The organism is Burkholderia sp. AU32262, from assembly GCF_020419985.1.
GTDB lineage: Bacteria > Pseudomonadota > Gammaproteobacteria > Burkholderiales > Burkholderiaceae > Burkholderia > Burkholderia semiarida.
Genome location: NZ_JAIZRS010000010.1, coordinates 98,526 through 119,121, shown reverse-complemented (window position 1 = coordinate 119,121; position 20,596 = coordinate 98,526). Strand labels below are relative to the sequence as shown.

General features: G+C 66.6%; 24 protein-coding genes. 10 read left to right on the top strand and 14 right to left on the bottom strand.

The genetic code is table 11. From position 1 onward, the window contains the following. Positions 1-55 precede the first annotated feature (55 nt). Positions 56-1,003, bottom strand: coding sequence for an aldo/keto reductase (locus tag LGN10_RS14525; protein ID WP_226224059.1), 948 nt, complete (start codon positions 1,001-1,003; stop codon positions 56-58). 348 nt (positions 1,004-1,351) lie between these two features. After that, the gene (locus LGN10_RS14520) at positions 1,352-1,972 is read right to left on the bottom strand and encodes a LysE/ArgO family amino acid transporter (RefSeq protein ID WP_059581314.1); all 621 of its coding nucleotides are present in this window, start codon (positions 1,970-1,972) and stop codon (positions 1,352-1,354) included. A 111-nt stretch (positions 1,973-2,083) separates the two neighbouring features. Here LGN10_RS14520 and LGN10_RS14515 point away from each other — a divergent pair, with 111 nt between their 5' ends. Continuing rightward, positions 2,084-2,977 (top strand): LysR family transcriptional regulator ArgP, encoded by an 894-nt coding sequence (locus tag LGN10_RS14515; protein ID WP_059581311.1) that lies wholly within the window; start codon positions 2,084-2,086, stop codon positions 2,975-2,977. A gap of 9 nt (positions 2,978-2,986) precedes the next feature. Here LGN10_RS14515 and fnr read toward each other — a convergent pair whose 3' ends face one another. From fnr to LGN10_RS14500, 3 genes are all read right to left on the bottom strand, one after another. Further along, positions 2,987-3,733 carry a fumarate/nitrate reduction transcriptional regulator Fnr gene (gene fnr / locus LGN10_RS14510; RefSeq protein WP_059581308.1) on the bottom strand — a complete coding sequence of 249 codons (747 nt, stop codon included), beginning with the start codon at positions 3,731-3,733 and terminating at the stop codon, positions 2,987-2,989. 103 nt (positions 3,734-3,836) lie between these two features. Continuing rightward, complete coding sequence (locus LGN10_RS14505) at positions 3,837-4,304, bottom strand: universal stress protein (RefSeq protein ID WP_059581304.1); 468 nt, start codon at positions 4,302-4,304, stop codon at positions 3,837-3,839. 474 nt (positions 4,305-4,778) lie between these two features. Further along, the gene (locus LGN10_RS14500) at positions 4,779-5,186 is read right to left on the bottom strand and encodes a DUF3005 domain-containing protein (protein WP_059581302.1); all 408 of its coding nucleotides are present in this window, start codon (positions 5,184-5,186) and stop codon (positions 4,779-4,781) included. 277 nt (positions 5,187-5,463) lie between these two features. On the opposite strand from LGN10_RS14500, the gene LGN10_RS14495 reads away from it, so the two are divergent. Together LGN10_RS14495 and epsC are read left to right on the top strand one after the other, a co-directional pair. Then, positions 5,464-5,697 carry a hypothetical protein gene (locus tag LGN10_RS14495; protein WP_006480138.1) on the top strand — a complete coding sequence of 78 codons (234 nt, stop codon included), beginning with the start codon at positions 5,464-5,466 and terminating at the stop codon, positions 5,695-5,697. 137 nt (positions 5,698-5,834) lie between these two features. Beyond that, complete coding sequence (gene epsC, locus LGN10_RS14490) at positions 5,835-6,755, top strand: serine O-acetyltransferase EpsC (RefSeq protein WP_059581299.1); 921 nt, start codon at positions 5,835-5,837, stop codon at positions 6,753-6,755. Between the two features lie 45 nt (positions 6,756-6,800). On the opposite strand, the gene LGN10_RS14485 is transcribed toward epsC, so the two are convergent. From LGN10_RS14485 to LGN10_RS14475, 3 genes are all read right to left on the bottom strand, one after another. Further along, complete coding sequence (locus LGN10_RS14485; RefSeq protein ID WP_124659257.1) at positions 6,801-7,604, bottom strand: SDR family oxidoreductase; 804 nt, start codon at positions 7,602-7,604, stop codon at positions 6,801-6,803. Next, positions 7,604-8,239 carry a GTP cyclohydrolase I FolE gene (gene folE / locus LGN10_RS14480; RefSeq protein ID WP_059645050.1) on the bottom strand — a complete coding sequence of 212 codons (636 nt, stop codon included), beginning with the start codon at positions 8,237-8,239 and terminating at the stop codon, positions 7,604-7,606. Before folE ends, LGN10_RS14485 begins: the two co-directional genes overlap by 1 nt. Before the next feature lie 96 nt (positions 8,240-8,335). After that, entirely contained in the window at positions 8,336-9,262 is a 927-nt protein-coding gene (locus tag LGN10_RS14475; protein ID WP_226224057.1) for a LysR family transcriptional regulator, read from the bottom strand. 116 nt (positions 9,263-9,378) lie between these two features. On the opposite strand from LGN10_RS14475, the gene pobA reads away from it, so the two are divergent. The 7 genes from pobA (at position 9,379) to LGN10_RS14440 (ending at position 16,422) form a co-directional block, all read left to right on the top strand. Next, positions 9,379-10,611, top strand: a complete 1,233-nt coding sequence (pobA, locus tag LGN10_RS14470) for a 4-hydroxybenzoate 3-monooxygenase (protein ID WP_226224056.1) — start codon at positions 9,379-9,381, stop codon at positions 10,609-10,611. A gap of 144 nt (positions 10,612-10,755) precedes the next feature. Further along, the gene (locus LGN10_RS14465; RefSeq protein WP_034205770.1) at positions 10,756-11,472 is read left to right on the top strand and encodes a 3-oxoacid CoA-transferase subunit A; all 717 of its coding nucleotides are present in this window, start codon (positions 10,756-10,758) and stop codon (positions 11,470-11,472) included. A gap of 69 nt (positions 11,473-11,541) precedes the next feature. After that, positions 11,542-12,198 carry a 3-oxoacid CoA-transferase subunit B gene (locus tag LGN10_RS14460; RefSeq protein ID WP_226224055.1) on the top strand — a complete coding sequence of 219 codons (657 nt, stop codon included), beginning with the start codon at positions 11,542-11,544 and terminating at the stop codon, positions 12,196-12,198. 88 nt (positions 12,199-12,286) lie between these two features. Continuing rightward, positions 12,287-13,660: a 3-carboxy-cis,cis-muconate cycloisomerase gene (locus LGN10_RS14455; protein WP_226224054.1), complete on the top strand. Its 1,374-nt coding sequence runs from the start codon at positions 12,287-12,289 to the stop codon at positions 13,658-13,660. Next, positions 13,660-14,445 carry a 3-oxoadipate enol-lactonase gene (pcaD, locus tag LGN10_RS14450; protein WP_226224053.1) on the top strand — a complete coding sequence of 262 codons (786 nt, stop codon included), beginning with the start codon at positions 13,660-13,662 and terminating at the stop codon, positions 14,443-14,445. The genes LGN10_RS14455 and pcaD overlap by 1 nt, the downstream gene beginning before the upstream one ends. Positions 14,446-14,454: 9 nt before the next feature. Then, positions 14,455-14,841: a 4-carboxymuconolactone decarboxylase gene (gene pcaC / locus LGN10_RS14445; protein WP_059581279.1), complete on the top strand. Its 387-nt coding sequence runs from the start codon at positions 14,455-14,457 to the stop codon at positions 14,839-14,841. Positions 14,842-15,063: 222 nt separating this feature from the next. Next, positions 15,064-16,422, top strand: coding sequence for an MFS transporter (locus LGN10_RS14440; RefSeq protein ID WP_060968130.1), 1,359 nt, complete (start codon positions 15,064-15,066; stop codon positions 16,420-16,422). 130 nt (positions 16,423-16,552) lie between these two features. Here the strand turns inward: LGN10_RS14440 and LGN10_RS14435 are convergent, their stop codons facing one another. The 6 genes from LGN10_RS14435 to LGN10_RS14410 all read right to left on the bottom strand — a co-directional run bounded on the left by LGN10_RS14435 (position 16,553) and on the right by LGN10_RS14410 (position 20,595). Then, positions 16,553-16,801, bottom strand: coding sequence for a hypothetical protein (locus tag LGN10_RS14435; RefSeq protein ID WP_060317524.1), 249 nt, complete (start codon positions 16,799-16,801; stop codon positions 16,553-16,555). Between the two features lie 108 nt (positions 16,802-16,909). Next, on the bottom strand, positions 16,910-17,527 hold the full coding sequence (locus tag LGN10_RS14430; protein WP_059581272.1) for a LysE family translocator: 618 nt from the start codon (positions 17,525-17,527) through the stop codon (positions 16,910-16,912). A gap of 127 nt (positions 17,528-17,654) precedes the next feature. Next, entirely contained in the window at positions 17,655-18,863 is a 1,209-nt protein-coding gene (locus LGN10_RS14425; RefSeq protein ID WP_226224052.1) for an MFS transporter, read from the bottom strand. A gap of 107 nt (positions 18,864-18,970) precedes the next feature. Continuing rightward, a complete protein-coding gene (locus LGN10_RS14420) occupies positions 18,971-19,306 on the bottom strand; it encodes an ectoine synthase (protein WP_264163152.1) in 336 nt (111 codons plus the stop codon). A 378-nt stretch (positions 19,307-19,684) separates the two neighbouring features. Next, positions 19,685-20,419 (bottom strand): polysaccharide deacetylase family protein, encoded by a 735-nt coding sequence (locus tag LGN10_RS14415; RefSeq protein ID WP_226224050.1) that lies wholly within the window; start codon positions 20,417-20,419, stop codon positions 19,685-19,687. A gap of 23 nt (positions 20,420-20,442) precedes the next feature. Beyond that, complete coding sequence (locus tag LGN10_RS14410; protein ID WP_155634572.1) at positions 20,443-20,595, bottom strand: hypothetical protein; 153 nt, start codon at positions 20,593-20,595, stop codon at positions 20,443-20,445. Position 20,596: the final 1 nt, after the last annotated feature.

Here is a 20,596-nt window from a genome sequence, read left to right as displayed (position 1 = left end):
GGGCCGCGGAACCGCCTGCCCGTGCGATTCCTTCGGCCTGCCGCCGCCGACGACTTCACGGCGCGCTGGCTTCGTCGATCTGGCGGATGTCGTCCTGATCGAGCTTGACGCGGATCGCTTCGCCGAGCAGTTCGAGCTGCTCGAGCGACGTCGCGCTCGCGATCGGCGCGGTGATCGTCGGCCGCGCGATCTGCCATGCGAGCGCGATCGCGGCCGGCTGCGTGCCGTGCTTCGCCGACACGGCGTCGAGCGCCGCGAGGATGCGCAGGCCGCGTTCGTTCAGATAGCCGGCGACGCGATCGCCGCGCACGCTCTTCTTCAGGTCGGCCGCGCTGCGATACTTGCCCGACAGGAACCCGCTCGCCAGTGCGTAGTAGTTGACGACGCCGAGCTTCAGGTCGCGCACGACCGGTTCGAGATCGCGTTCGTAGTCGGCGCGGTTGAGCAGGTTGTATTCCGGCTGGATGACCTGATACGCGGGCAGCCCGTCGCGCGCGCTGATGGCGGCGGCTTCGCGCAGCCGTGCGCCGCTGTAGTTCGACGCGCCGATGATGCGCACCTTGCCCGCTTCGATCAGCGTCTGATACGCGCCGAGCGTTTCTTCGAGCGGGGCCGTGTCGGCGAGATCGCGGTGCGAGAAATACAGGTCGATGTAGTCGGTCTGCAGGCGGCGCAGCGAATCGTCGGCGGCCTTCAGGATGTTGTCTTTCGACAGCCCGGCACGCGCGCCCAGCATGCCGACCTTGGTCGCGATCACGACCTGCTCGCGCTTGCCGGAGCGCTTCAGCCACTTGCCGATGATCGTTTCCGATTCGCCGCCGTGGTTGCCGGGAACCCACGCCGAATAGACGTCGGCCGTGTCGATGAAGTTGATGCCGGTGTCGGCGAGCGCGTCGAGCAGCGCGAACGATGCGTTTTCATCGACGGTCCAGCCGAAGACGTTGCCGCCGAACGCGAGCGGCGAAACCTGGATGCTGGATGTGCCGAGGGTGCGATGTGCCATGTTCCTCTCCGATAACTGCGGGTAACGGGATTGAACTGCGGGATGGGTCGAGGCGATCGCGGCGGGACGGCAGGGTGCGCGGTGCGGTTCCGCCATGGTCGCGGGACACCGGACATTCTCGCCGATCGCTTCGATTCGTGCAGGCGGCGCGCCGCCGCGATGGTGGACGGTTTGCGGCAGATGGCGGATATCGTGTCCGCTGCGTGAGCGCTCCGTGCGGCTGCGTTCGATCGGGAGCGAATTTTTTTGCGACGGGTGCGCGACGGAAGGGGGCGGACTGCCCCGGTATTACGGCGGAGCGGGGGAAAGACGGGCGGCAGACCGCCGCCCGTGCGCGGGACGGTTCGGTCAGCGCAACTGCACGGCCGCGAGAAACAGCACCATGCCGCCGATCGCGCCATCCAGCACGCGCCACGCGACCGCCTTGCGGAACCACGGCGCCAGCAATCGCGCACCGTAGCCGAGCCCGAGGAACCACACGACGCTGACCGTCATTGCGCCGATCGCGAACGCGAGCCGCGCGCCTTCCGGCTCGCGCGCGCCGGCCGTGCCGATCAGCAGGAACGTGTCCAGATACACGTGCGGGTTGAGCCACGTGAACGCGAGCGTCATCAGCACGATCGCGAGCGCGCCCTGCGGCGGCGGCGCGACCGCGTCGCCCCGCACGTCGAGCGTGTCGTGGCCCGGCTTGAACGCCCGGCGCAGCGCGTTGATGCCGAACCACGCGAGATACGCGAGGCCGACGTACAGCACCGCATGGACGAAGGTCGGATACCGCTCGACGAGCGCCGATGCGCCGCCGACACCCGCGCCGATCAGGATCATGTCGGACACCGCGCACAGCAGCACGATCTTGCCGACGTGCGAGCGCATGATGCCCTGGCGCAGCACGAACGCGTTCTGCGCGCCGATGGTGACGATGAGCGACGCGCACAGTGCGGCGCCGTGGGAAAAAGCGAGCCAGTTCATGATTGGGGGAAAGCCGTGGAAGCAGTAGACGAACGAATCGGGTAGCGCTAGTCTGCGATCAGCACGGAAATAAGAGAAGCTAAATCACCTAATGCGGATTAAGGAAATCTAATGCTCGACTACGCGTTGCTCGATGCCCTCGCGGCCGTGATCCGGCACGGCTCGTTCGAGCGGGCGGCCAAGGAGCTGAACGTCACGCCGTCGGCCGTGTCGCAGCGCGTGAAGCTGCTGGAGGAGCGGGTCGGCAGCGTGCTCGTCAAGCGCGGGCAGCCGTGTGTCGCGACCACGTCGGGCGCGCTGCTGTGCCGGCATACCGAACGCGTGCAGTTGCTGGAAGCCGAACTGGGCGGCCGGATGCCCGCGTTGCCGGGCCAGATCGCCAGCGCGTGGCCGACGTTGCGCGTGGCCGTCAACGACGACAGCGTCGCGACGTGGTTCATCGACGCGGTCGGGCCGTTCTGCACGGCGCGCGAGACGCTGCTCGACCTCGTGATCGACGATCAGGATTACACGGCGTCGCGCATTCGCGACGGCAGCGTGCAGGGGGCGGTGACCGCACAGGCCGAGCCGATCCAGGGGTGCCGGTCGGAGCGGCTCGGGCGGATCCGCTATCGCGCGGTGTGCTCGCCGGCGTTTTACGCACGTTATTTCGACGCGGGGATCACGCGCGATGCGCTGCGCCGCGCGCCGTGCGTGATGTTCAATCCGAAGGACGGGTTGCAGGCGCGTTTCATCCGGCGCGTGACGCGCGCGGATCTCGATCCGCCGCAGCACTGGATACCGCACGTCGCGGGCTACCTGCGCGCGTGCGAAACGGGATTGGGATGGGGGATGTGCCCCGACCGGATGGTCGACCGCCAACTGGCGGCGGGCGAGTTGATCGACATGTCGCGCGGGCGAACCATCGACATCGATCTGTACTGGCAGAGCTGGCGTCTGTCGATCGGCTGGCTCGACGATTTCAGCGCGGCGCTGAAGGCGCGTGCCGCGCTGTTTCTCGATTGAGCGGCGGCGTCAGACGTGCTGCAGGCCGTCGAAGTCGACGATCTGCACGTGGCGGCCCTGCATTTCGATCAGGCCGCGCTTCTGGAATTTCGACAGCGTGCGGCTGACCGTTTCGAGCGTCATGCCGAGATAGCTGCCGATGTCCTCGCGCGTCATCCGCAGGTTGAATTCCGACGGCGAGTAGCCGCGCTTCAGGTAGCGCGACGAGACGTCGAGCAGGAAAGCGGCGACGCGCTCCTCGGCGTTCAGCGAACCGAGCAGCATCGTTTGCGACGTTTCGCGTACGATCTGTTCGCTCATCAGCTTGTGCATGCGCAACTGCATCGAGCCGGCTTCCGAGCACAGCGCCTTGAGCGCGCTGTACGGAATCACGCACACCGAGCTGTCTTCCAGCGCGACCGCGGTGCGCGGGTGCGTATCGTCGCAGATGCCGTCGAGGCCGAGCGCTTCGCCGGCGAGGTGCAGGCCCGTGACCTGTTCGCGGCCGTCGTGGCGCGTCGCGACGGTTTTCAGCGAACCCGAGCGCACCGCGTACAGGTTGTCGAATGCGTCGCCTTCGCGAAACAGCGCTTCGCCGCGCTTGACCGGGCGAGCCGCGCAGATGACCGACTCGAGGCGGCTGAGCGCTTCGGGCGCCAGGCCCTGCGGCATGCAGAGGTGCCGCATCGCGCACGACGAGCAGTGTGCGGCCTGGCGGGGAGCCCAGCTACCGGTATGGGCCGTGGCGGCGGGGCGGGTGGCGACGGGCGTCAGCATGATCGTTTACTCCGGCGTTGAATCGACGAAATCATTGTCCCACCGCAAGTTGCCGCTGTCGGGTGACAAAACGTCGCGACCGGCCGCGCGTGCCGAACGCCGCTCACGCAGCCGGCTCATCCGCGTTGGCGGCGGCCGGGATCAGCAGCACGGGCAGCGTCGCGTGGCGCACGCATTGTTCGGCGATGCTGCCGAGCACGAGGCGGCGGAAGCCGCGGCGGCCGTGCGTGCCGAGCACGAGCAGATCGGCGCCGAACGCTTTCGCGCCGTCGAGGATCAGCGACGATACGTCGTTGAGCGACGTCGCTTCGTTCAGCCGCGTTTCGCCTTTCACGCCGGCGGCCTGCATCCGCTTCGCGAAATCCTGCGCGAGCGCGTTGCCCTGTGCGACGAGCTGATCGCGCAGCACGGACGGATCGTAGCCGGGCACGTTGTAGTAGATCGCGGCGTTCTCGACGACGTAGAACGGCTGCAGCTCCGCGCCGTGCGCTTTCGCGAGCGCCAGCGCGGCGTCGAACGCGTGGCGGGACGTGTCGCTGCCGTCGACGGCAACCAGAATACGCTTGTACATAGTGTCTCCGAGTGGCGGGTTGGAACGAAGTCGGCCGGATGGCCGATCGGGCCGGGCAATGCGCGATGCTGCGAGGCAGAGTAAACCAACGGGCACGATCGTGCAGCGAGGTGTCGCGTGCCGCGCTGTCCCTGTTCAGTTCGTGAACGGACATGCGGTGGCCGCCTCATTGGCGAAAACGCATGCGCGCGCATCGGCCCGGCACGGCGATCACGCCGATGCGCCGCACGTATCGCCATTCAATCGCAATCGCGCCGGGGCGCCATGACTTCGGTCAATGCATGTGCGTCGATGCGATGCGCGGCATGCATGAATTGCGAAGGCCGATGCCAATGCGCGGCATCGTTCACTTCGGCATCGTGCGAGCGAGTATCGGCGCGCGGTCCGGTCGCACGCGCCAATGCACCGCCGTCGATCGCCGTCAGCGGCCGACGGCGATTCGCAAACGAACGATCGATTCAAACGCCGCGCCGGCTATTTCGGCACGGCCGTCAGCTCGATGACACGCTCCGGCCGGCGGCCGTGGCCGGGCCAGTACGCGCTGCCGTACATCCTGTGCACGGGACCGAACGGCGCGTCGCCCGCGGGCGGCGTGTCGAAGCCTTTCTCGATCACCACGTAGCCGGCGCGCAACGCGAACGCCGGATGGTTGCCGTCGGGGCGGCTGTCGAAACCGGCGAGACCGTCGCCAGCTTCCGGCATCGCATTGACGAGCGACGCATTGCTGCGCGTGACCTGGTCGGGCGAGATCGGCCCGGCCCCGGCGACGCGCGCGGCTTCGCGGTTCTTGCCGTCGGTATCGACCGTGCTGTCGTGGGTGGCGTCGTTGTCGAGTTCGATACTGCGCGGATGCGCACGGCCTGTTTGAGCGGAGGATTCCATTGCGGCTCTCCTGGCGGCGACACGCTCCGGATCGAAGCAAATCCCGTTCCGGGCACGACGGGAAAAGGCGCGCGGGCGATCGCCGCGGTCGCGCGGCGCGCACTGATTTGTCATGATTTATTTCAGCTAGAAGACGCGTTTTCTACAGAGTATGATTCTTTTCCTGCGAAGCGGCGACAGGGGATGAAGTCTCGCCGCCTCTGCCCGCGCCGGGGCGCCGCAGCACCCTTAAAGACGGGTAGCGAACAACAAACAAGGGACTAGAGGTGGCGGACTCATGCAAGCGACTACTGCCTTCACGCACCGCGGTTATCTGTTGAATTGCGCGCCCGCACGCGCCAGTGACGGTTCGTTCAAGCCCTACGTCGTGATCTCCCGATCGAGCGACGGGGAACTCGTGGCGAACCGTTTTTTCCCGATCGAGCTCCAGTTCAACGACGAAGGCGACGCGATCGCGCACGCGCGAGACTGGGCCGTGCGCTGGATCGACGCGAGCAGCATCTCGATGTGATGCCGTCGCGCGCGTACGGCGTCGGCCGTCCGGCCGATCCCCCAAGGGCCGCTCCCGGACAAAAAACGCGGTAATCTTGCGGAACCCGTCACTTTATTAGCGGCCGCGCGACTGAGCGCGGCTGCCCGCTTTGGCCTATGTCGACATCAGCCGCCCGTCAGTGGGGCCTCGAAGAAATCGTCGCCGGCTTGCGCGAATCGCGCGAGGAACTCCATCGCACGCGCCATCCGCGTGGCATCCGCGAACTGCCGTCGCGCGATGCAATCTGCAAGATTGTGACCGGCCTGCGCGCGTCGATGTTTCCGACGCACTACGGCGCGCCCGACCTGACCGACGAAAGCGTCGACTACTACGTCGGCCATACGCTCGAAAGCACGCTTCGCATCCTGTCCGAGCAGATCCGCCGCGCGTTGCCGTTCCTGCCCGAGCACGTCGATACGCCGTTCGCCGAGCTCGACGAACGCGCGTTCGAGATCGCGCGCGAATTCGGCCGGCAGTTGCCGGCGATCCGCGCGCTGCTCGTCAGCGACATCCAGGCCGCGTACGCGGGCGATCCGGCCGCGCAGCACATCACCGAGATCCTGCTGTGCTACCCCGGCGTGTTCGCGATGATGCACCATCGGCTCGCGCACGCGCTGCACCAACTCGGTGTGCCGTTGCTCGCGCGGTTCATCAATGAAATCGCGCACTCGGCCACCGGTATCGACATCCATCCGGGTGCGCAGATCGGCCCGAGCTTCTTCATCGACCACGGCACCGGTGTCGTGATCGGCGAAACCGCGATCATCGGCGAGCGCGTGCGCGTGTACCAGGCCGTCACGCTCGGCGCGAAGAGTTTCCCCGCCGATGGCGAAGGCGCGCTGGTGAAGGGCAATGCACGGCATCCGATCGTCGAGGACGACGTGGTGATCTATGCGGGCGCGACGATTCTCGGCCGCGTGACGATCGGGCGCGGCTCGGTGATCGGCGGCAACGTGTGGCTCACGCACAGCGTGCCGCCCGGCACGAGCGTCGCGCAGGGCAAGGTCCGCGAAGGCGGGAGCGCCGAGAAGCCGTAACGCGGCGGGCGGCGCGCCCGGTTCGCCCGGCGCGCGCCGCATGCGTCAGTGCTTGCCGTCCGGCGAGCGGTGCTTGTACAGCACGTCCTGATCCACGCGGATCAGGTTCTGGCCCGCATCGACGACGAAATCCACACCGTTGTACGCATTGCCCGTCAGCAGCAGGATCGCGCTTGCGACGTCGTCGGGGCCCGCGATGCGCGCGAGCGGCGTCGAGGCGCGGCTCGCGTGTTCGAAGTCGGCTTGCGTCTGGTCGTCGCTCGGCAGCATCAGCCCCGGGAACACCGCATTCACGCGCAGCACCGGCGCGGACGACAGCGCGAGCATCTGCGTCAGGTTACCGAGCGCGGCCTTCGCGACCGTGTAGCTGAAATGGTCGCGGTGGAAGTTTTCCTTGATCTTCTGGTCGACCACGTTCACGACGACGCCCTGCGTGCCGGCCGCGCGGGCCCGTTCGTAGAACGCGCGCGTGAGCAGGATCGGCGCGCGGCAATTGACGGCCCATGCCTGGTCGAACGCCGCGAGATCGAAGCTCGGGAAATGGTCCTGCCAGAACACCGACGCGTTGTTGACCAGCACGTCGAGACGCCCGAAGCGCGCGTAGACCTGGTCGATCAGCGCGGTGATCTGCGCGGCATCGGACAGGTCGGCCTGCAGCGCCGCCGAATCGTGCCCGCGTTCGGCAATCGCGCGGGCGGCGGCCCGCGCGGCATCGGCCGAACGGTCGTAGTGCACCGCGGTGCGATAGCCGTGCGCGGCGAAATACTCGGCGAACGCGCGCCCGGCCCGGCGCGCGGCGCCGGTCACGAGCACGACGGGCGCGTGTGCCGTTTGCTTCGTCTGCTCCATCAGGTATTCGTCAGGTTGACCGAGGAAGGATTCGCGACGATCGACAGGAATTCGCGACGCGTCGACGGATCGGTGCGGAACGTGCCCAGCATGCGCGACGTGACCATCTCGACGCCCGGCTTGTGCACGCCGCGCGTCGAGATGCACTGGTGCGCGGCTTCGAGGATCACGCCGACGCCCTTCGGCTGCAGCACGTCGAACAGCGTGTCGGCAATCTGCACGGTCATCTTTTCCTGGATCTGCAGGCGCTTCGCGAATGCGTCGACGAGGCGCGCGAGCTTCGAGATGCCGACGACGCGATGGTTCGGCAGATACGCGACGTGCGCGCGGCCGATGATCGGCACCATGTGATGCTCGCAGTAGCTCTCGAAGCGGATGTCCTTCAGCACGATCATTTCGTCGTAGCCGTCGACCTCGCTGAACGTGCGCGCGAGGATGTCGCGCGGCTCCAGCGCATAGCCGGCGAAGAACTGCTCGTATGCGCGCACGACGCGTGCGGGCGTGTCGAGCAGGCCTTCGCGCGCGGGGTCGTCGCCGGCCCAGCGCAACAGCACGCGCACGGCGTCTTCGGCTTCTTCACGGCTCGGCCGGGAGGCGACCGCCTCGGGCTGCGCGGATTTCTTTCCCTTACCCATCTAGTGGCTCCATCGAAGGCCGCCTGCGGCGGCCGATATCCGGGCATTGTTTCATGCTTTTGCCGGCCGTGCGTGCGGGCCGCCGCGCGTGCTTCTTCACTTCGGCCATTCGTCCTGCTCGTCGTTGAACAGCGCCGCGACGACGCCGCGCAGCCACGCGGTGCGCGGGTCGTTGTGGTACTTGCGGTGCCAGTGCTGCTTCAGGTCGAAGCGCGGCAGTGCGAGCGGCGGCTCGACCGGCACGATGAACGCGTGCTCGGCCGCGTACGCATAGCCGATCGCGTGCGGCACCGTCGCGATCAGGTCGGTGCGGCTCAGGATGAACGGCAGGCTCATGAAGTGCGGCGTCTCGAGCACCGCGCGGCGCTGCATGCGCTGCTTCGCCAGATATTTCTCGAGCACCTCCTGGCTGCGGCCCTCGGCGCGCACCACCGCGTGTCCGCACGCAAGGAACTGCTCGACCGTGAACGGCGGCGTCTGCTCGAACGGATGGCCGCGCCGCATCAGGCAGACGAACCGGTGCGTGAACAGCCGCTGCTGGAAGAAGTTGTTGCCGTCGAGATCGGGGAAGTAGCCGACCGCGAGATCGATCGACCCGGCCTCGAGGCCGCGTCCGACTTCGTCGTGCGCGAGCGAGACCGAACGCAGGTTCGCGTGCGGCGCATGCGTCGCGAACGCCTGCAACAGCTTCGGCAGGAACACGATCTCGCCGACGTCCGACAGCGCGATCGAGAACGTATGCGTGCTCGCGGCCGGGTCGAAATCGTGCGGCGCGACGAGGCCGCGCTCGATCTGCGCGAGCGCGTCGCGGGCGGCCGGCAGCAGCGCGAGCGCGCGCGGCGTCGGCTCCATCCCGCGCGACGTGCGTACGAACAGCGGATCGCCGAAGTACTCGCGCAGCCGGCCGAGCGCGGTGCTCACGCGCGGCTGGCTCACGCCGAGCAGGTCGCCCGCGCGGCTCACGTTGCGCGCGTCGTCGAGGGCGACGAGGTAGGGAATCAGGTTCAGATCGAGCGCTTCCATCGCCGGGCCGGTATCTCCAGAACGTATACAACATATCTCCTGAATCGCGTTGCCGCATAGTCGGGAAAGCGCTGAAATGTGTTTCATTACTCGAACCAATGTTCTGGAGACGAACAATGCGCACCCAAGTCGCGATCATCGGCGCCGGTCCGTCCGGCCTTCTGCTGTCCCATCTGCTGCGCCTGCAAGGCGTCGATTCGATCCTCGTCGAAGCGCGTTCGCGCGAATACTGCGAGAACCGCATTCGCGCCGGCGTGCTGGAGCAGGGCACGGTCGACACGCTGAACGAAGCCGGCCTCGGCGACCGGATGCGCCGCGAAGGGCTCGAACATCACGGCATCGAGCTCTTGTTCGACGGCCAGCGGCACCGCATCGACCTGTCCGAACTGACCGGCGGGCGCGCGATCACCGTCTACAGCCAGCACGAAGTCGTGCGCGACCTGATCGCGGCCGGCGTCGAGCACGGCCATCAGATGCACTTCGAAGTCAGCGACGTCGCGCTGCACGATGTCGAAAGCGAGCACCCGTTCGTCACGTTCAAGCATGCGGACGGCCGCGCGGACCGCATCGACTGCGATTACATCGCCGGTTGCGACGGCTTCCACGGCATCGCGCGCCAGACGATTCCGGCCGAGCGGCTGAACACGTTCGAGCGCGTCTATCCGTTCGCGTGGCTCGGCATCCTCGCCGACGCGGCGCCGTCGCTCGACGAGCTCGTCTACGCACATCACGACAACGGCTTCGCGCTGTTCTCGATGCGCTCGCCGACGGTCACGCGCCTGTACCTGCAGTGCAAGCCCGACGAGGATCTCGCTCAATGGTCCGACGCGCGGATCTGGGACGAGCTGCACACGCGCTTCTCGAACGACACCGGCTGGACGCCGACCGAGGGCAGGATCACGCAGAAGAGCGTGACGCCGATGCGCAGCTTCGTGTCGGAGACGATGCAGCACGGGCGTCTGTTCCTCGCCGGCGACGCCGCGCACATCGTGCCGCCGACCGGCGCGAAGGGGATGAATCTCGCGGTGGCCGACGTCCGCGCGCTGTCCCGCGCGCTGGGCGCGCGCTACCGGACCGGTGACGCGACGCCGCTCGAGCGCTATTCGGCGACCTGTCTCGAACGCGTGTGGCGCGCCGAGCACTTCTCGTACTTCATGACGAACATGTTGCATGCGTCGCCGGACGATTCGCCGTTCGTCAATCGCCTGAAGTTTGCCGAGCTGAAATACGTGACGCGCTCGCGAGCCGCCGCGCAGTCGCTCGCCGAAAACTACGTCGGCCTGCCGTTCGAAGACGCGACGGCCCCCGAGGGAACCCGCCTTGACAATGCGCTGTGCGCGCCCCTATGATCGGCCCATCGTTCGCTAATCGAATCTGGGTTCGATTAGCGAACAAATGCCGAGGGTCGACGAAGGCCTCCGGCGCGGCACGCGGCACGCGCGTGTCCCCTCGACAGGCCGCGCACGAGCCGCGGGTTCGCATCAGGAAGAGACATGGTCAACAAGATTTTCGAATCGCTTCAGTCGGCGGTCGCCGACGTCCACGATGGCGCGACAATCATGATCGGCGGTTTCGGCACGGCCGGCATGCCGTCGGAGCTGATCGACGCGCTGATCGAACAGGGCGCGCGCGACCTGACGATCGTCAACAACAACGCGGGCAATGGCGAGACGGGCCTCGCGGCGCTGCTGAAGGCGAAAAAGGTGCGCAAGATCATCTGTTCATTCCCGCGCCAGAGCGACTCGCAGGTGTTCGACGCGCTGTACCGCGCGGGCGAGATCGAGCTGGAACTCGTGCCGCAAGGCAACCTCGCCGAGCGCATCCGCGCGGCGGGCGCCGGCATCGGCGGTTTCTTCACGCCGACGGGCTACGGCACCAAGCTCGCGGAAGGCAAGGAAACGCGCGTGATCGACGGCAAGCCGTATGTATTCGAGACGCCGATTCACGCCGATTTCGCGCTGGTGAAAGCGTACAAGGGCGACCGCTGGGGCAATCTCGTCTATCGCAAGACCGCGCGCAATTTCGGGCCGATCATGGCCAGCGCCGCGAAGGTCGCGATCGTCCAGGTGTCGGAAGTCGTGCCGCTCGGCGCGCTGAACCCGGAACACATCGTGACGCCGGGCATTTTCGTCCAGCGCGTCGTCGAGGTGCCGCAGGCCGCGCACGCGGCCGAGCTGGCCGCCGAACACGCTGCATCGCAAGCCGCCTGACCCGCCTGGAACTTTGTATGGGACCGGAGTAAGCGCTGAAGCGCCAACTCCGGTCGACAGGAAACCGACATGAAACGACTGACCCGCGATGAAATGGCCAAGCGCGTCGCCCAGGACATCCCCGAAGGCGCGTACGTGAACCTCGGCATCGGCGTGCCGACGCTGGTGGCGAACCACCTCGACCCGAGCAAGGAGATCTTCCTGCACAGCGAGAACGGCTTGCTCGGCATGGGCCCGGCGCCCGCGCCCGGCGAGGAAGACGACGAACTGATCAACGCCGGCAAGCAGCACGTGACGCTGCTCACTGGCGGCGCGTATTTCCACCACTCGGATTCGTTCGCGATGATGCGCGGCGGCCATCTCGACTACTGCGTGCTCGGCGCGTTCCAGGTGTCGGCGAGCGGCGACCTCGCGAACTGGCATACGGGCGCGCCCGACGCGATTCCGGCCGTCGGCGGCGCGATGGACCTCGCGATCGGCGCGAAGCAGGTGTTCGTGATGATGGAGCGCCTGACGAAGCAGGGCGAGAGCAAGATCGTCGCGCAGTGCTCGTATCCCGTCACCGGCGTGCAATGCGTGAGCCGCATCTATACGGATCTGGCCGTGCTCGACGTGACGGCCGACGGCCTCGCGGTGAGCGAGATCTTCACCGACCTGTCGTTCGACGAGCTGCAGAAGCTGACCGGCGTGCCGCTGATCGACGCGACGCAGAAGGCCGCCGCCTGAACGGCAAGCGTGCCGGTGCGCGCATTCGAGCGCACGCCGGCGCGCTTGGGTAGACAATAGGCGCACGCCGTTTCCCCATCTTGATGCCATGCTCGAAGACAGCGCCCGCCTGACCTCCCTGATCTGCGGCACCGAGCCGCTCAACCGGATCTGGTCGCCCCGCGCGACGATCCAGCGGATGCTCGACGTCGAGGCCGCGCTCGCGCGTGCGCTCGCGGCGCAGCAGGTGATTCCCGCCACCGCGGTCGCGCCGATCGAACGCGCGTGCGACGCCGGCCGGCTCGACGCCGATGCGCTCGCGCACGGCGCGGCGCTCGGCGGCAATCTCGCGATTCCGCTCGTCAAGCAGCTCACCGCGCAAGTGAAGGCCGACGACCCCGAGGCCGCGAAGTTCGTGCACTGGGGCGCGACCAGCCAGGACATCATCGATACCGCGACCGTGCTGCAGTTGCGCGACACGCTGGACGTGCTCGAGCCGATGCTCGACGAAGCCTGTGCGTCGCTCGCGGCGCTCGCGCGCACGCATCGCGCGACGCCGATGATCGGCCGCACGTGGCTGCAGCAGGCGCTGCCGATCACGCTCGGCCTCAAATTCGCGCAGTGGCTCGACGCGCTGCTGCGCCATCGCACGCGTTTCGCCGAGTTGCGCGAGCGTTTGCTCGTGCTGCAGTTCGGCGGCGCGGCCGGCACGCTCGCGAGCCTGCGCGAGCATGCGGCCGGCGTGAGCGCCGCGCTCGCGTCCGACCTGAATCTCGCGCTGCCGGCCGTGCCGTGGCATACGCAGCGCGACCGCATCGCGGAAGCCGCGGCGTGCTTCGGCATGCTGACCGGCACGCTCGGCAAGATCGCGCGCGACGTGTCGCTGCAGATGCAGACCGAAGTGGGCGAGCTCGGCGAACCGGCGGCCGCGGGCAAGGGCGGCTCGTCGACGATGCCGCACAAGCGCAACCCGGTCGGCTGCGCGGCCGTGCTGACGGCTGCCGTGCGTGCGCCGAACCTCGTTGCGACCGTGTTCGCGGGGATGGTGCAGGAGCACGAGCGCGCGCTCGGCGGCTGGCAGGCCGAATGGGACGCGTTGCCCGATCTCGCCCGCCTGACGGGCGGCGCGCTCGCGCAGGTCGCGCAGATCGTCGCGGGCCTCGACGTCAACACCGAACGCCTCGCCGCGAACCTCGACCTCACGCACGGGCTGATTCTCGGCGAAGCGGTGATGCTCGCGCTCGGCGACAAGATCGGCCGGCTCGATGCGCACCACGTCGTCGAACATGCGTCGAAGGAAGCCGTGCGCACCGGCGCGACGCTGTTCGACGTGCTCGCGGGCGACGCAACCGTATCGGCCCACCTGTCGCGCGACGCGCTCGCGCGGCTGCTCGATCCCGCACATTACGTCGGCGAGGCGCAGGCCTACGTCGATGCCGTGCTCGCGCTGCACGCGGGCGCGAAACAACCAGGAGAACATTGATGCCTTTCGCCACTGTCAACGGCGTGAAACTGCATTACCGGATCGACCGTGCCGCGCGCGACGACGCGCCGTGGCTCGTCTTCTCGAATTCGCTCGGCGCCGATCTGCAGATGTGGGCGCCGCAGATCCGCCCGCTCACGCAGCACTTCAACATCCTGCGCTACGACACGCGCGGCCACGGCCATTCCGACGCGCCGGCCGGCTCGTACACGATCGACCAACTGGCGGGCGACGTGATCGGCCTGCTCGACCATGTCGGCATCGAACGCGCGCATTTCTGCGGGATCTCGATGGGCGGGCTGACGGGCGCCGCGCTCGCCGCGCGCTACCCGTCGCGCATCGTGCGCGCGGTGCTGTCGAATACCTCGGCCAAGATCGGCTCGCCGGAAGTGTGGGTGCCGCGTGCGCAGAAGGCGCGCGCCGAAGGGATGGCCGCGCTCGCCGGCGCCGTGCTGCCGCGCTGGTTCACCGACGCATTCGTCGAGCGCGAGCCGCGCCTGTTCGACGCGATCCGCGACACCTTCGTGCATACCGACAAGGACGGCTATGCGGCGAACTGCGACGCGCTGAACGCGGCCGACCTGCGCGAGGAAGTGAAGGGCATCGCGCTGCCGGTGCTCGTCGTGACCGGCGACAAGGACATGTCGACGCCGCCCGACCAGGGCCGCGCGCTGGCTGCCGCGATTCCCGGCGCGCGGCACGTCGAATTCGACGCCGCGCACATTTCGAACATCGAGTGCACGGACGGTTTCAACCGTGCGCTCGTCGAATTCCTGACTGCGTGAGGCTCTGCGATGGACGACCAGCAACGTTATGAAGCAGGGATGAAGGTGCGCCGCGCGGTGCTCGGCGATGCGCACGTCGACCGCTCGCTCGAGAACCGCACGGAGGTGACGGAGGAATTCCAGAACCTGATCACGCGCTACGCCTGGGGCGAGATCTGGACCCGCGACGGGCTGCCGCGCCATACGCGCAGCCTGCTGACCATCGCGATGATGGTCGCGCTGAACCGCGGCGAGGAACTGGCGCTGCACCTGCGCGCCGCGCGCAACAACGGCGTGACGCGCGACGAGATCAAGGAAGTGCTGCTGCAGACCGCGATCTATTGTGGCGTGCCGGCCGCGAATTCCGCGTTCCATCTCGCGGACAAGATCTTTAAAGAACAGGATGGGGCCGCCTAGGCGGGGCCGCGCAAGACGGCCGGCCGAGTGCCGGCGGCGATCCGATCGCATGGCCGCTGATGCTGGCGAGCCGTGACGCTCAACGAGCGCACCGGCAGCGAATCGGCGCGTGAACGAAGGAAAGGCGCGGCCACGAGGCCGCGCTTGTTGCATATATATCAATGTTGGATGCGACCGGTTCGAGCGCTGACGCGCCCACACCGGCCGACAAGGAGACAAGCGATGAACCGCACACCCGTGGTCGATGTCCAGACCTTCATCAACGAGCAGCCGTTCGGCGGCTTTCAATGGCTCGTATTCCTCATGTGTTTCGTGATCGTGCTGCTCGACGGCTTCGATACGGCCGCGATCGGCTTCATCGCACCGTCGCTGCTCGGCGAATGGAACCTCACCAAGCCCGATCTCGCGCCCGTGTTGAGCGCCGCGCTGTTCGGCCTGGCGTGCGGCGCGCTCGTGTCGGGCCCGCTGTCCGACCGGCTCGGCCGCCGCTCGCTGCTGCTCGGCTCGGTGTTCCTGTTCGGCGTCGCATGCCTGATGTCCGCGTTCTCGAACACGATCGGACACCTGACCATCCTGCGCTTCATCACCGGCGTCGGGCTCGGCGCCGCGATGCCGAACGCGGTCACGATGATGGGCGAATTCTGCCCGGACAAGCGCCGCGCGACCGTGATCAACCTGATGTTCTGCGGCTTTCCGCTCGGCGCCGCGTTCGGCGGTTTCCTCGCCGCGTGGATGATTCCGCATTTCGGCTGGCGCAGCGTGCTGGTGCTCGGCGGCGTGACGCCGCTGCTGCTCGGCGTGCTGTTGCTGCTGAAGATGCCGGAATCGGTGCGCTTCATGGTCGCGAGCGGCCAGGGCATCGACAAGATCCGCGCCACGCTCGCCCGCATCTCGCGCGACGCGCTGAACGCCGGCTCGTTCGCGCTGACCGAAGCCGCGCCGCAGACCGGCGGCAAGGGCCTCGGCGTCGTGTTGTCGCGCTCGTACATCGTCGGCTCGGTGATGCTGTGGCTCGCGTACTTCATGGGCCTCGTGATCTTCTACGCGTCGATCAACTGGATGCCGATCCTGCTGAAGGATGCCGGCCTGACGCCGAAGAGCGCGACGCTGATCTCGGCGCTGTTCCCGCTCGGCGGCGTGGGTGCCGTGCTGTGCGGCGTGCTGATGGACCGCTTCAACGCAAACCGCGTGATCGCCGTGTGCTACGCGCTGACGGCGGTGAGCGTGTATGCGATCGGGCAGGCGGCCGGCAACGTCGGGTTGCTGGTGCTGGTGGTGTTCGTGGCCGGCGTGCTGATGAACACCGCGCAATCGTCGATGCCGGCGCTGGCCGCCGCGTTCTATCCGACCGAAGGGCGCGGCACGGGCGTCGCGTGGATGCTCGGCGTCGGCCGCTTTGGCGGGATCGCGGGGTCGTTCCTCGTCGCCGAGCTGACGCGTCGGCATTTCTCGTTCGCGGGCGTGTTCGCGACGATCGCCGTCGCGGGCGTGCTCGCGTGTGTCGCGCTGCTGATCAAGCAGATGGCGCGGCCGCATGGCGTGGCGCAGCCGGCAGGCAAGATCGAGTCGCTCGGGCATTGAGCGACCGGGGGCCGGTACGTTGTGCCGGCCCAGTGATGATGGATTCGGGGCAGTTGCAAGCAGATCGACCGACGCACGACAGCAGACCAGGCCGCCTTCGCGGCCCGTCGACATTCCGGCCGGCGCACCGTTACTCTTCCGCGTCGTGTTCCTTGACGAAGGTGCGCAGATACGCGCGCAACGCGGCTTCACGGCGGCGATGATCGTCGTGGTTCGCGGCGCCCATTTCCTCCTCGTCGCCGAACAGCGTCGGCGGCGCGCAGTAAGTGCCGACTTCGATGTTCTCGCGCAGCACGCGGATATCGTGCGTGAGCGGATGATACTCGGCGATCCAGTGCATGCCTTCGATGTGCTCGCCCGCTCTCAGCATTGGCTTCATCGGCAATCTCCATACAGAGCAGCGGCGCAACCGCCGAAGCGGTTGCACGCGCCCGTATCGAAAGGGTACGCCTGCCTCACGTGAAGCTCAACGGGCGCTTGTGAGCGCTTACTGCGGCAACAGATGGGCGACGAGCGGATACAGCGACAGGATCAGCAGCACGGCCATCGTCACGTTGAAGACGCGCAGCGCGCGGGGATTCGACAGGAAGCGGCGCAGACCCTGGCCGAACGCGGCCCACAGGCAGATGCACGGGAAGCCGATCAGGATGAACACGACGGACATCCACGCGGCGTTCATCCCGTAGTCGGCGGACAGGCGGACCGTCGTCGCGGCGGTCAGCACCATCATCCACGCCTTCGGGTTGACCCACTGGAACGCGGCGGCTTCGATGAACGTCATCGGCCGCGGCTTGGCGCCGTGTGCCTTTACTTCTCCCGACGTGCCGATGCGCCATGCGAGGTACAGCAGATAGGCGACGCTCGCGGCTTCGAGGACGGTGTACAGGACCGGCACGCGACGGAACGCTTCGCCGAGACCGAAACCGACGCAGAGCATCAGGATCGCGACGCCGATGCTGATGCCGAACAGGTGCGGCATCGTGCGGCGGAAACCGAAGTTGACGCCGGAGGCGAGCAACATCGTGTTGTTCGGGCCGGGCGTGATCGACGTGACGAGCGCGAACAGCATGCCGGCGGGCAGCGCGCTGAGGGTGAGGAATTCCATCGCGGATTCTCCATTCGGTTCTAGGCTGGGATGGAGTCAGTGTAGCGACGGTTTTCTGTACAGTACCGGTACAGTTGGATTGACGAATGCCGGTACGGGGAGGGGGTGAAGTTTGGTAGGCGCCCGTTTATTTGTGTGGGCTCTCAGAAAAGATGTGGTCTTTTCGAACGCGGGGCGCGAGCGAGACCAGCAACCCGAGGCAACCCATGCACACGGACAGCACCATGATCACCGTGTCTGGTCCGAAACGCGTCGAGAACACGCCTACCGCGACGCCCGCGAGCGGCTGTGTCATGTTGTTGAGGAGGATGACGACGCCCGTCGTCTTGCCGTAGTCACGCGCGGGGATGATCTTCTGCCGCGTGCTGCGGATGTACACGTTGAACATCTTGTCGAACCCGACGATCAGCAGGAAGCCGAAAACGTACCCCGCAATTCCCGGGCTGGCTGCCGCGATCACGCCGCCGACACAGATCGAACCGAAGCCGACGAGGCCGAGGACGCGCCGCGGAACATGCAACCTCGCCGTCATCAGCAGAATCGCGATCGTCACGCACGCGCCTGCCGTTTGCAGTCCTGCGTAATAGCGTCCGCTTTCGTGATGAAAGCCGGTGACCATCGCAGCGGATGTCGCGAGCGTGACGCCGATCACGAGGTTCTCCGCGGCAGCCAGCATGATGACGGACTTGAGGCCCGGCAGATGGACGACGTGAGACAAGGCCGCCTTGATCGGCTTGAACCAGGTGCCGTGCGAACCTTCCGGCATCGCGAATTCGAACGCGCTGGCCTTTTGCCAATAGGCGAGCGCGACGTCGGCTGTGACGAACAGCACGGCCGCGGCCGCCACGACGAATTCCCAGCGCCACCAGGACAGCAGAATCGCCGCGAGCATGGGGCCAAGCACCAGGCCAAGCTGATCGGCCAATTGCGAATACGACAGCACTTTTTCGAAGCGATGGCTGCTGAATATCTGCGGCAGCATCACCTCGCGCGCAACGATGCCCTGACTCGTCAGCATGCCGCACAACGCGGACAGCGCGATCAGCCATCCGATGCCGCCGACGAGGTCGTAGGCGGCGACGCCCGCGACGCATACCGCCGCGCGGAGAACCTGACTGACGCGCATCAGCTTCGTGGGCGAATACCGGTCGCAAAGCGCGCCGAGAAACGGGAAGCACAGGTATCTCGGCAGTGTTTCGAGCGAAAACGCGATGCCCGACCAGGACACGCGTCCTGTCATCTGGAAGATGACCAGCGGCACGAGAAACAACAGAATCTGGTCGGCGAGGCGGGCAAGGAAAAGCGAATGAAAAAAGGCTTGATGCTGGGCACGCACGAACGGTCACCTTTCTTTTGCGCGGAGCACGCGATGCATGCGCGCTCCCGCGGACGTTGCCGGGAGGGCTGCTACCCCGGGGCCTCCCGGAATGAGCGTATCGGGCCTCAGTACTCGGATGCTTCTGCAGACTCAAGGTTATGCCGTTCGTGTCCCTTGAGCGGGGGATTGAAGACGCTGACAAGCACCAGATCCCCGTCATTGCCGCCGCGCAGATAATGCTGGTCGTGTTGATCGAGCACGTAGACGATGCCCGGGCGGATCGGAAAGACGTTGCCGTTCATGTCCTCGACCTCACCTTCGCCCGCAATGCAATAACAGGCTTCGAGATGGTTGCGGCATTGCAGCAGCGATTCCGTCCCCGCACGCACCACCGTATGGCACACGCCGTAGCCCATGCCGTCCTTTTCCGTCAACAAGCGACGACTTGTGCCGGACCCCATTCGACAAGCAGTCCGTCTTTCTCGACATCTCTCAGGTTTCCGACAAACAGCATTCCTTTCCTGTGTGTAAGAAATTATTGTCCTGCTCTCAGCGGAAGCGAACCCACGAAGAAGCAAGCCAGTATCCGTAACTGGATGGCCCGCTAGATCATGTAGTTTTTCAACGTTAACCGCGGACGGCCAGGCTGGTCAAGGACGGAATATGGGGGGAATTTCGGGTGCTTATCCAAATCTGACTTGAGCGTGTTGAGGGCGGAACTGAATAAGTGTGTTGTAGTTTATCTACATTTTCTGTGGGCTGCGTGGCTTGTGGTCGACAGGACGATTCGCGCTGGCCGGCTCTCGTTCCTGCTCACCGCGTCGATCTGACGGCGAGGGTTACCCGCCCGCCGCAACCCGTCCCTTCACACACTTGAACCACAGCCTCGCAGCCCCCACCCCACCCGCGACCGGAATCCGCGGCAACAGAAACGAATCGTCGGTCGCACCGGCGCATCCGCGCCGGGTCGTCGTCGCATTGCCGTAACCGGCGGCGATGACCTGGTCGCGCACGCGCGCGTCGAGATCGCCGTACGGATAGCAGAACGATTCGACGCATTGGCCGCTCAGCATTTCGAGCTGCCGCTTCGATTCGGTCAACTGAAACGCCGATACATGTGACGGCGCGTACGAGAGGGCCACATGATCGAGCGTATGCGAGCCGATTTCATGGCCGTGATCGCGCCACGTGAGCATGTCCGCGCACGTCATCAGCGGCGAGCGCGCAGTCGGCGCACCGGCATCCCAGTCGTTCGCGCCGCCGAACCGGCCGGCGACGAAATAGCAGGTCGCGGTGAACCCGAGCGCGTCGAGCACGGGCATCGCATGCGTCAGCACGTTGTGAAAGCCGTCGTCGAACGAGATGCCGAAGACCTTGCCCTGCCGTTCGCCGCGCAGGTACGGCTGCAGTTCGCGCACGCTCAACCCGCGGTAGCCGAGCCGACTGAACAAGGTCATCTGGCGGCGGAACGCGTCGGGCGCGACGCTCAGGCTGCGCAGTCGGTCGGTCGGCGGCGGGAGCGGGCGGATCTGGTGATACATCAGGATCGGATAGCGTGGGGTGCGCGCAAGCATCGGTGGATCGCAGGAAAGTGGGGTTATGCGGCCTTGCGGAAAATCCGCAGGGTCTTGAAGTCGCCAATCTCGGCGAAATCGGCATGCGCGGCCCACTTCGCGATGATCGGCTCGGCTTTCCGGTAGGCCGACGATTCCTTGTGGCGCCGGTCCCGGTACTTCTTCCAGATATTCATT

What these genes read in the sequence shown, in the direction of transcription:
- LGN10_RS14525 (WP_226224059.1), bottom strand. Translation starts at nt 1,003, where the DNA reads ATGGCACATCGCACCCTCGGCACATCCAGCATCCAGGTTTCGCCGCTC.
- LGN10_RS14520 (WP_059581314.1), bottom strand. Translation starts at nt 1,972, where the DNA reads ATGAACTGGCTCGCTTTTTCCCACGGCGCCGCACTGTGCGCGTCGCTC.
- LGN10_RS14515 (WP_059581311.1), top strand. Translation starts at nt 2,084, where the DNA reads ATGCTCGACTACGCGTTGCTCGATGCCCTCGCGGCCGTGATCCGGCAC.
- fnr (WP_059581308.1), bottom strand. Translation starts at nt 3,733, where the DNA reads ATGCTGACGCCCGTCGCCACCCGCCCCGCCGCCACGGCCCATACCGGT.
- LGN10_RS14505 (WP_059581304.1), bottom strand. Translation starts at nt 4,304, where the DNA reads ATGTACAAGCGTATTCTGGTTGCCGTCGACGGCAGCGACACGTCCCGC.
- LGN10_RS14500 (WP_059581302.1), bottom strand. Translation starts at nt 5,186, where the DNA reads ATGGAATCCTCCGCTCAAACAGGCCGTGCGCATCCGCGCAGTATCGAA.
- LGN10_RS14495 (WP_006480138.1), top strand. Translation starts at nt 5,464, where the DNA reads ATGCAAGCGACTACTGCCTTCACGCACCGCGGTTATCTGTTGAATTGC.
- epsC (WP_059581299.1), top strand. Translation starts at nt 5,835, where the DNA reads ATGTCGACATCAGCCGCCCGTCAGTGGGGCCTCGAAGAAATCGTCGCC.
- LGN10_RS14485 (WP_124659257.1), bottom strand. Translation starts at nt 7,604, where the DNA reads ATGGAGCAGACGAAGCAAACGGCACACGCGCCCGTCGTGCTCGTGACC.
- folE (WP_059645050.1), bottom strand. Translation starts at nt 8,239, where the DNA reads ATGGGTAAGGGAAAGAAATCCGCGCAGCCCGAGGCGGTCGCCTCCCGG.
- LGN10_RS14475 (WP_226224057.1), bottom strand. Translation starts at nt 9,262, where the DNA reads ATGGAAGCGCTCGATCTGAACCTGATTCCCTACCTCGTCGCCCTCGAC.
- pobA (WP_226224056.1), top strand. Translation starts at nt 9,379, where the DNA reads ATGCGCACCCAAGTCGCGATCATCGGCGCCGGTCCGTCCGGCCTTCTG.
- LGN10_RS14465 (WP_034205770.1), top strand. Translation starts at nt 10,756, where the DNA reads ATGGTCAACAAGATTTTCGAATCGCTTCAGTCGGCGGTCGCCGACGTC.
- LGN10_RS14460 (WP_226224055.1), top strand. Translation starts at nt 11,542, where the DNA reads ATGAAACGACTGACCCGCGATGAAATGGCCAAGCGCGTCGCCCAGGAC.
- LGN10_RS14455 (WP_226224054.1), top strand. Translation starts at nt 12,287, where the DNA reads ATGCTCGAAGACAGCGCCCGCCTGACCTCCCTGATCTGCGGCACCGAG.
- pcaD (WP_226224053.1), top strand. Translation starts at nt 13,660, where the DNA reads ATGCCTTTCGCCACTGTCAACGGCGTGAAACTGCATTACCGGATCGAC.
- pcaC (WP_059581279.1), top strand. Translation starts at nt 14,455, where the DNA reads ATGGACGACCAGCAACGTTATGAAGCAGGGATGAAGGTGCGCCGCGCG.
- LGN10_RS14440 (WP_060968130.1), top strand. Translation starts at nt 15,064, where the DNA reads ATGAACCGCACACCCGTGGTCGATGTCCAGACCTTCATCAACGAGCAG.
- LGN10_RS14435 (WP_060317524.1), bottom strand. Translation starts at nt 16,801, where the DNA reads ATGAAGCCAATGCTGAGAGCGGGCGAGCACATCGAAGGCATGCACTGG.
- LGN10_RS14430 (WP_059581272.1), bottom strand. Translation starts at nt 17,527, where the DNA reads ATGGAATTCCTCACCCTCAGCGCGCTGCCCGCCGGCATGCTGTTCGCG.
- LGN10_RS14420 (WP_264163152.1), bottom strand. Translation starts at nt 19,306, where the DNA reads ATGGGGTCCGGCACAAGTCGTCGCTTGTTGACGGAAAAGGACGGCATG.
- LGN10_RS14415 (WP_226224050.1), bottom strand. Translation starts at nt 20,419, where the DNA reads ATGCTTGCGCGCACCCCACGCTATCCGATCCTGATGTATCACCAGATC.
- LGN10_RS14410 (WP_155634572.1), bottom strand. Translation starts at nt 20,595, where the DNA reads ATGAATATCTGGAAGAAGTACCGGGACCGGCGCCACAAGGAATCGTCG.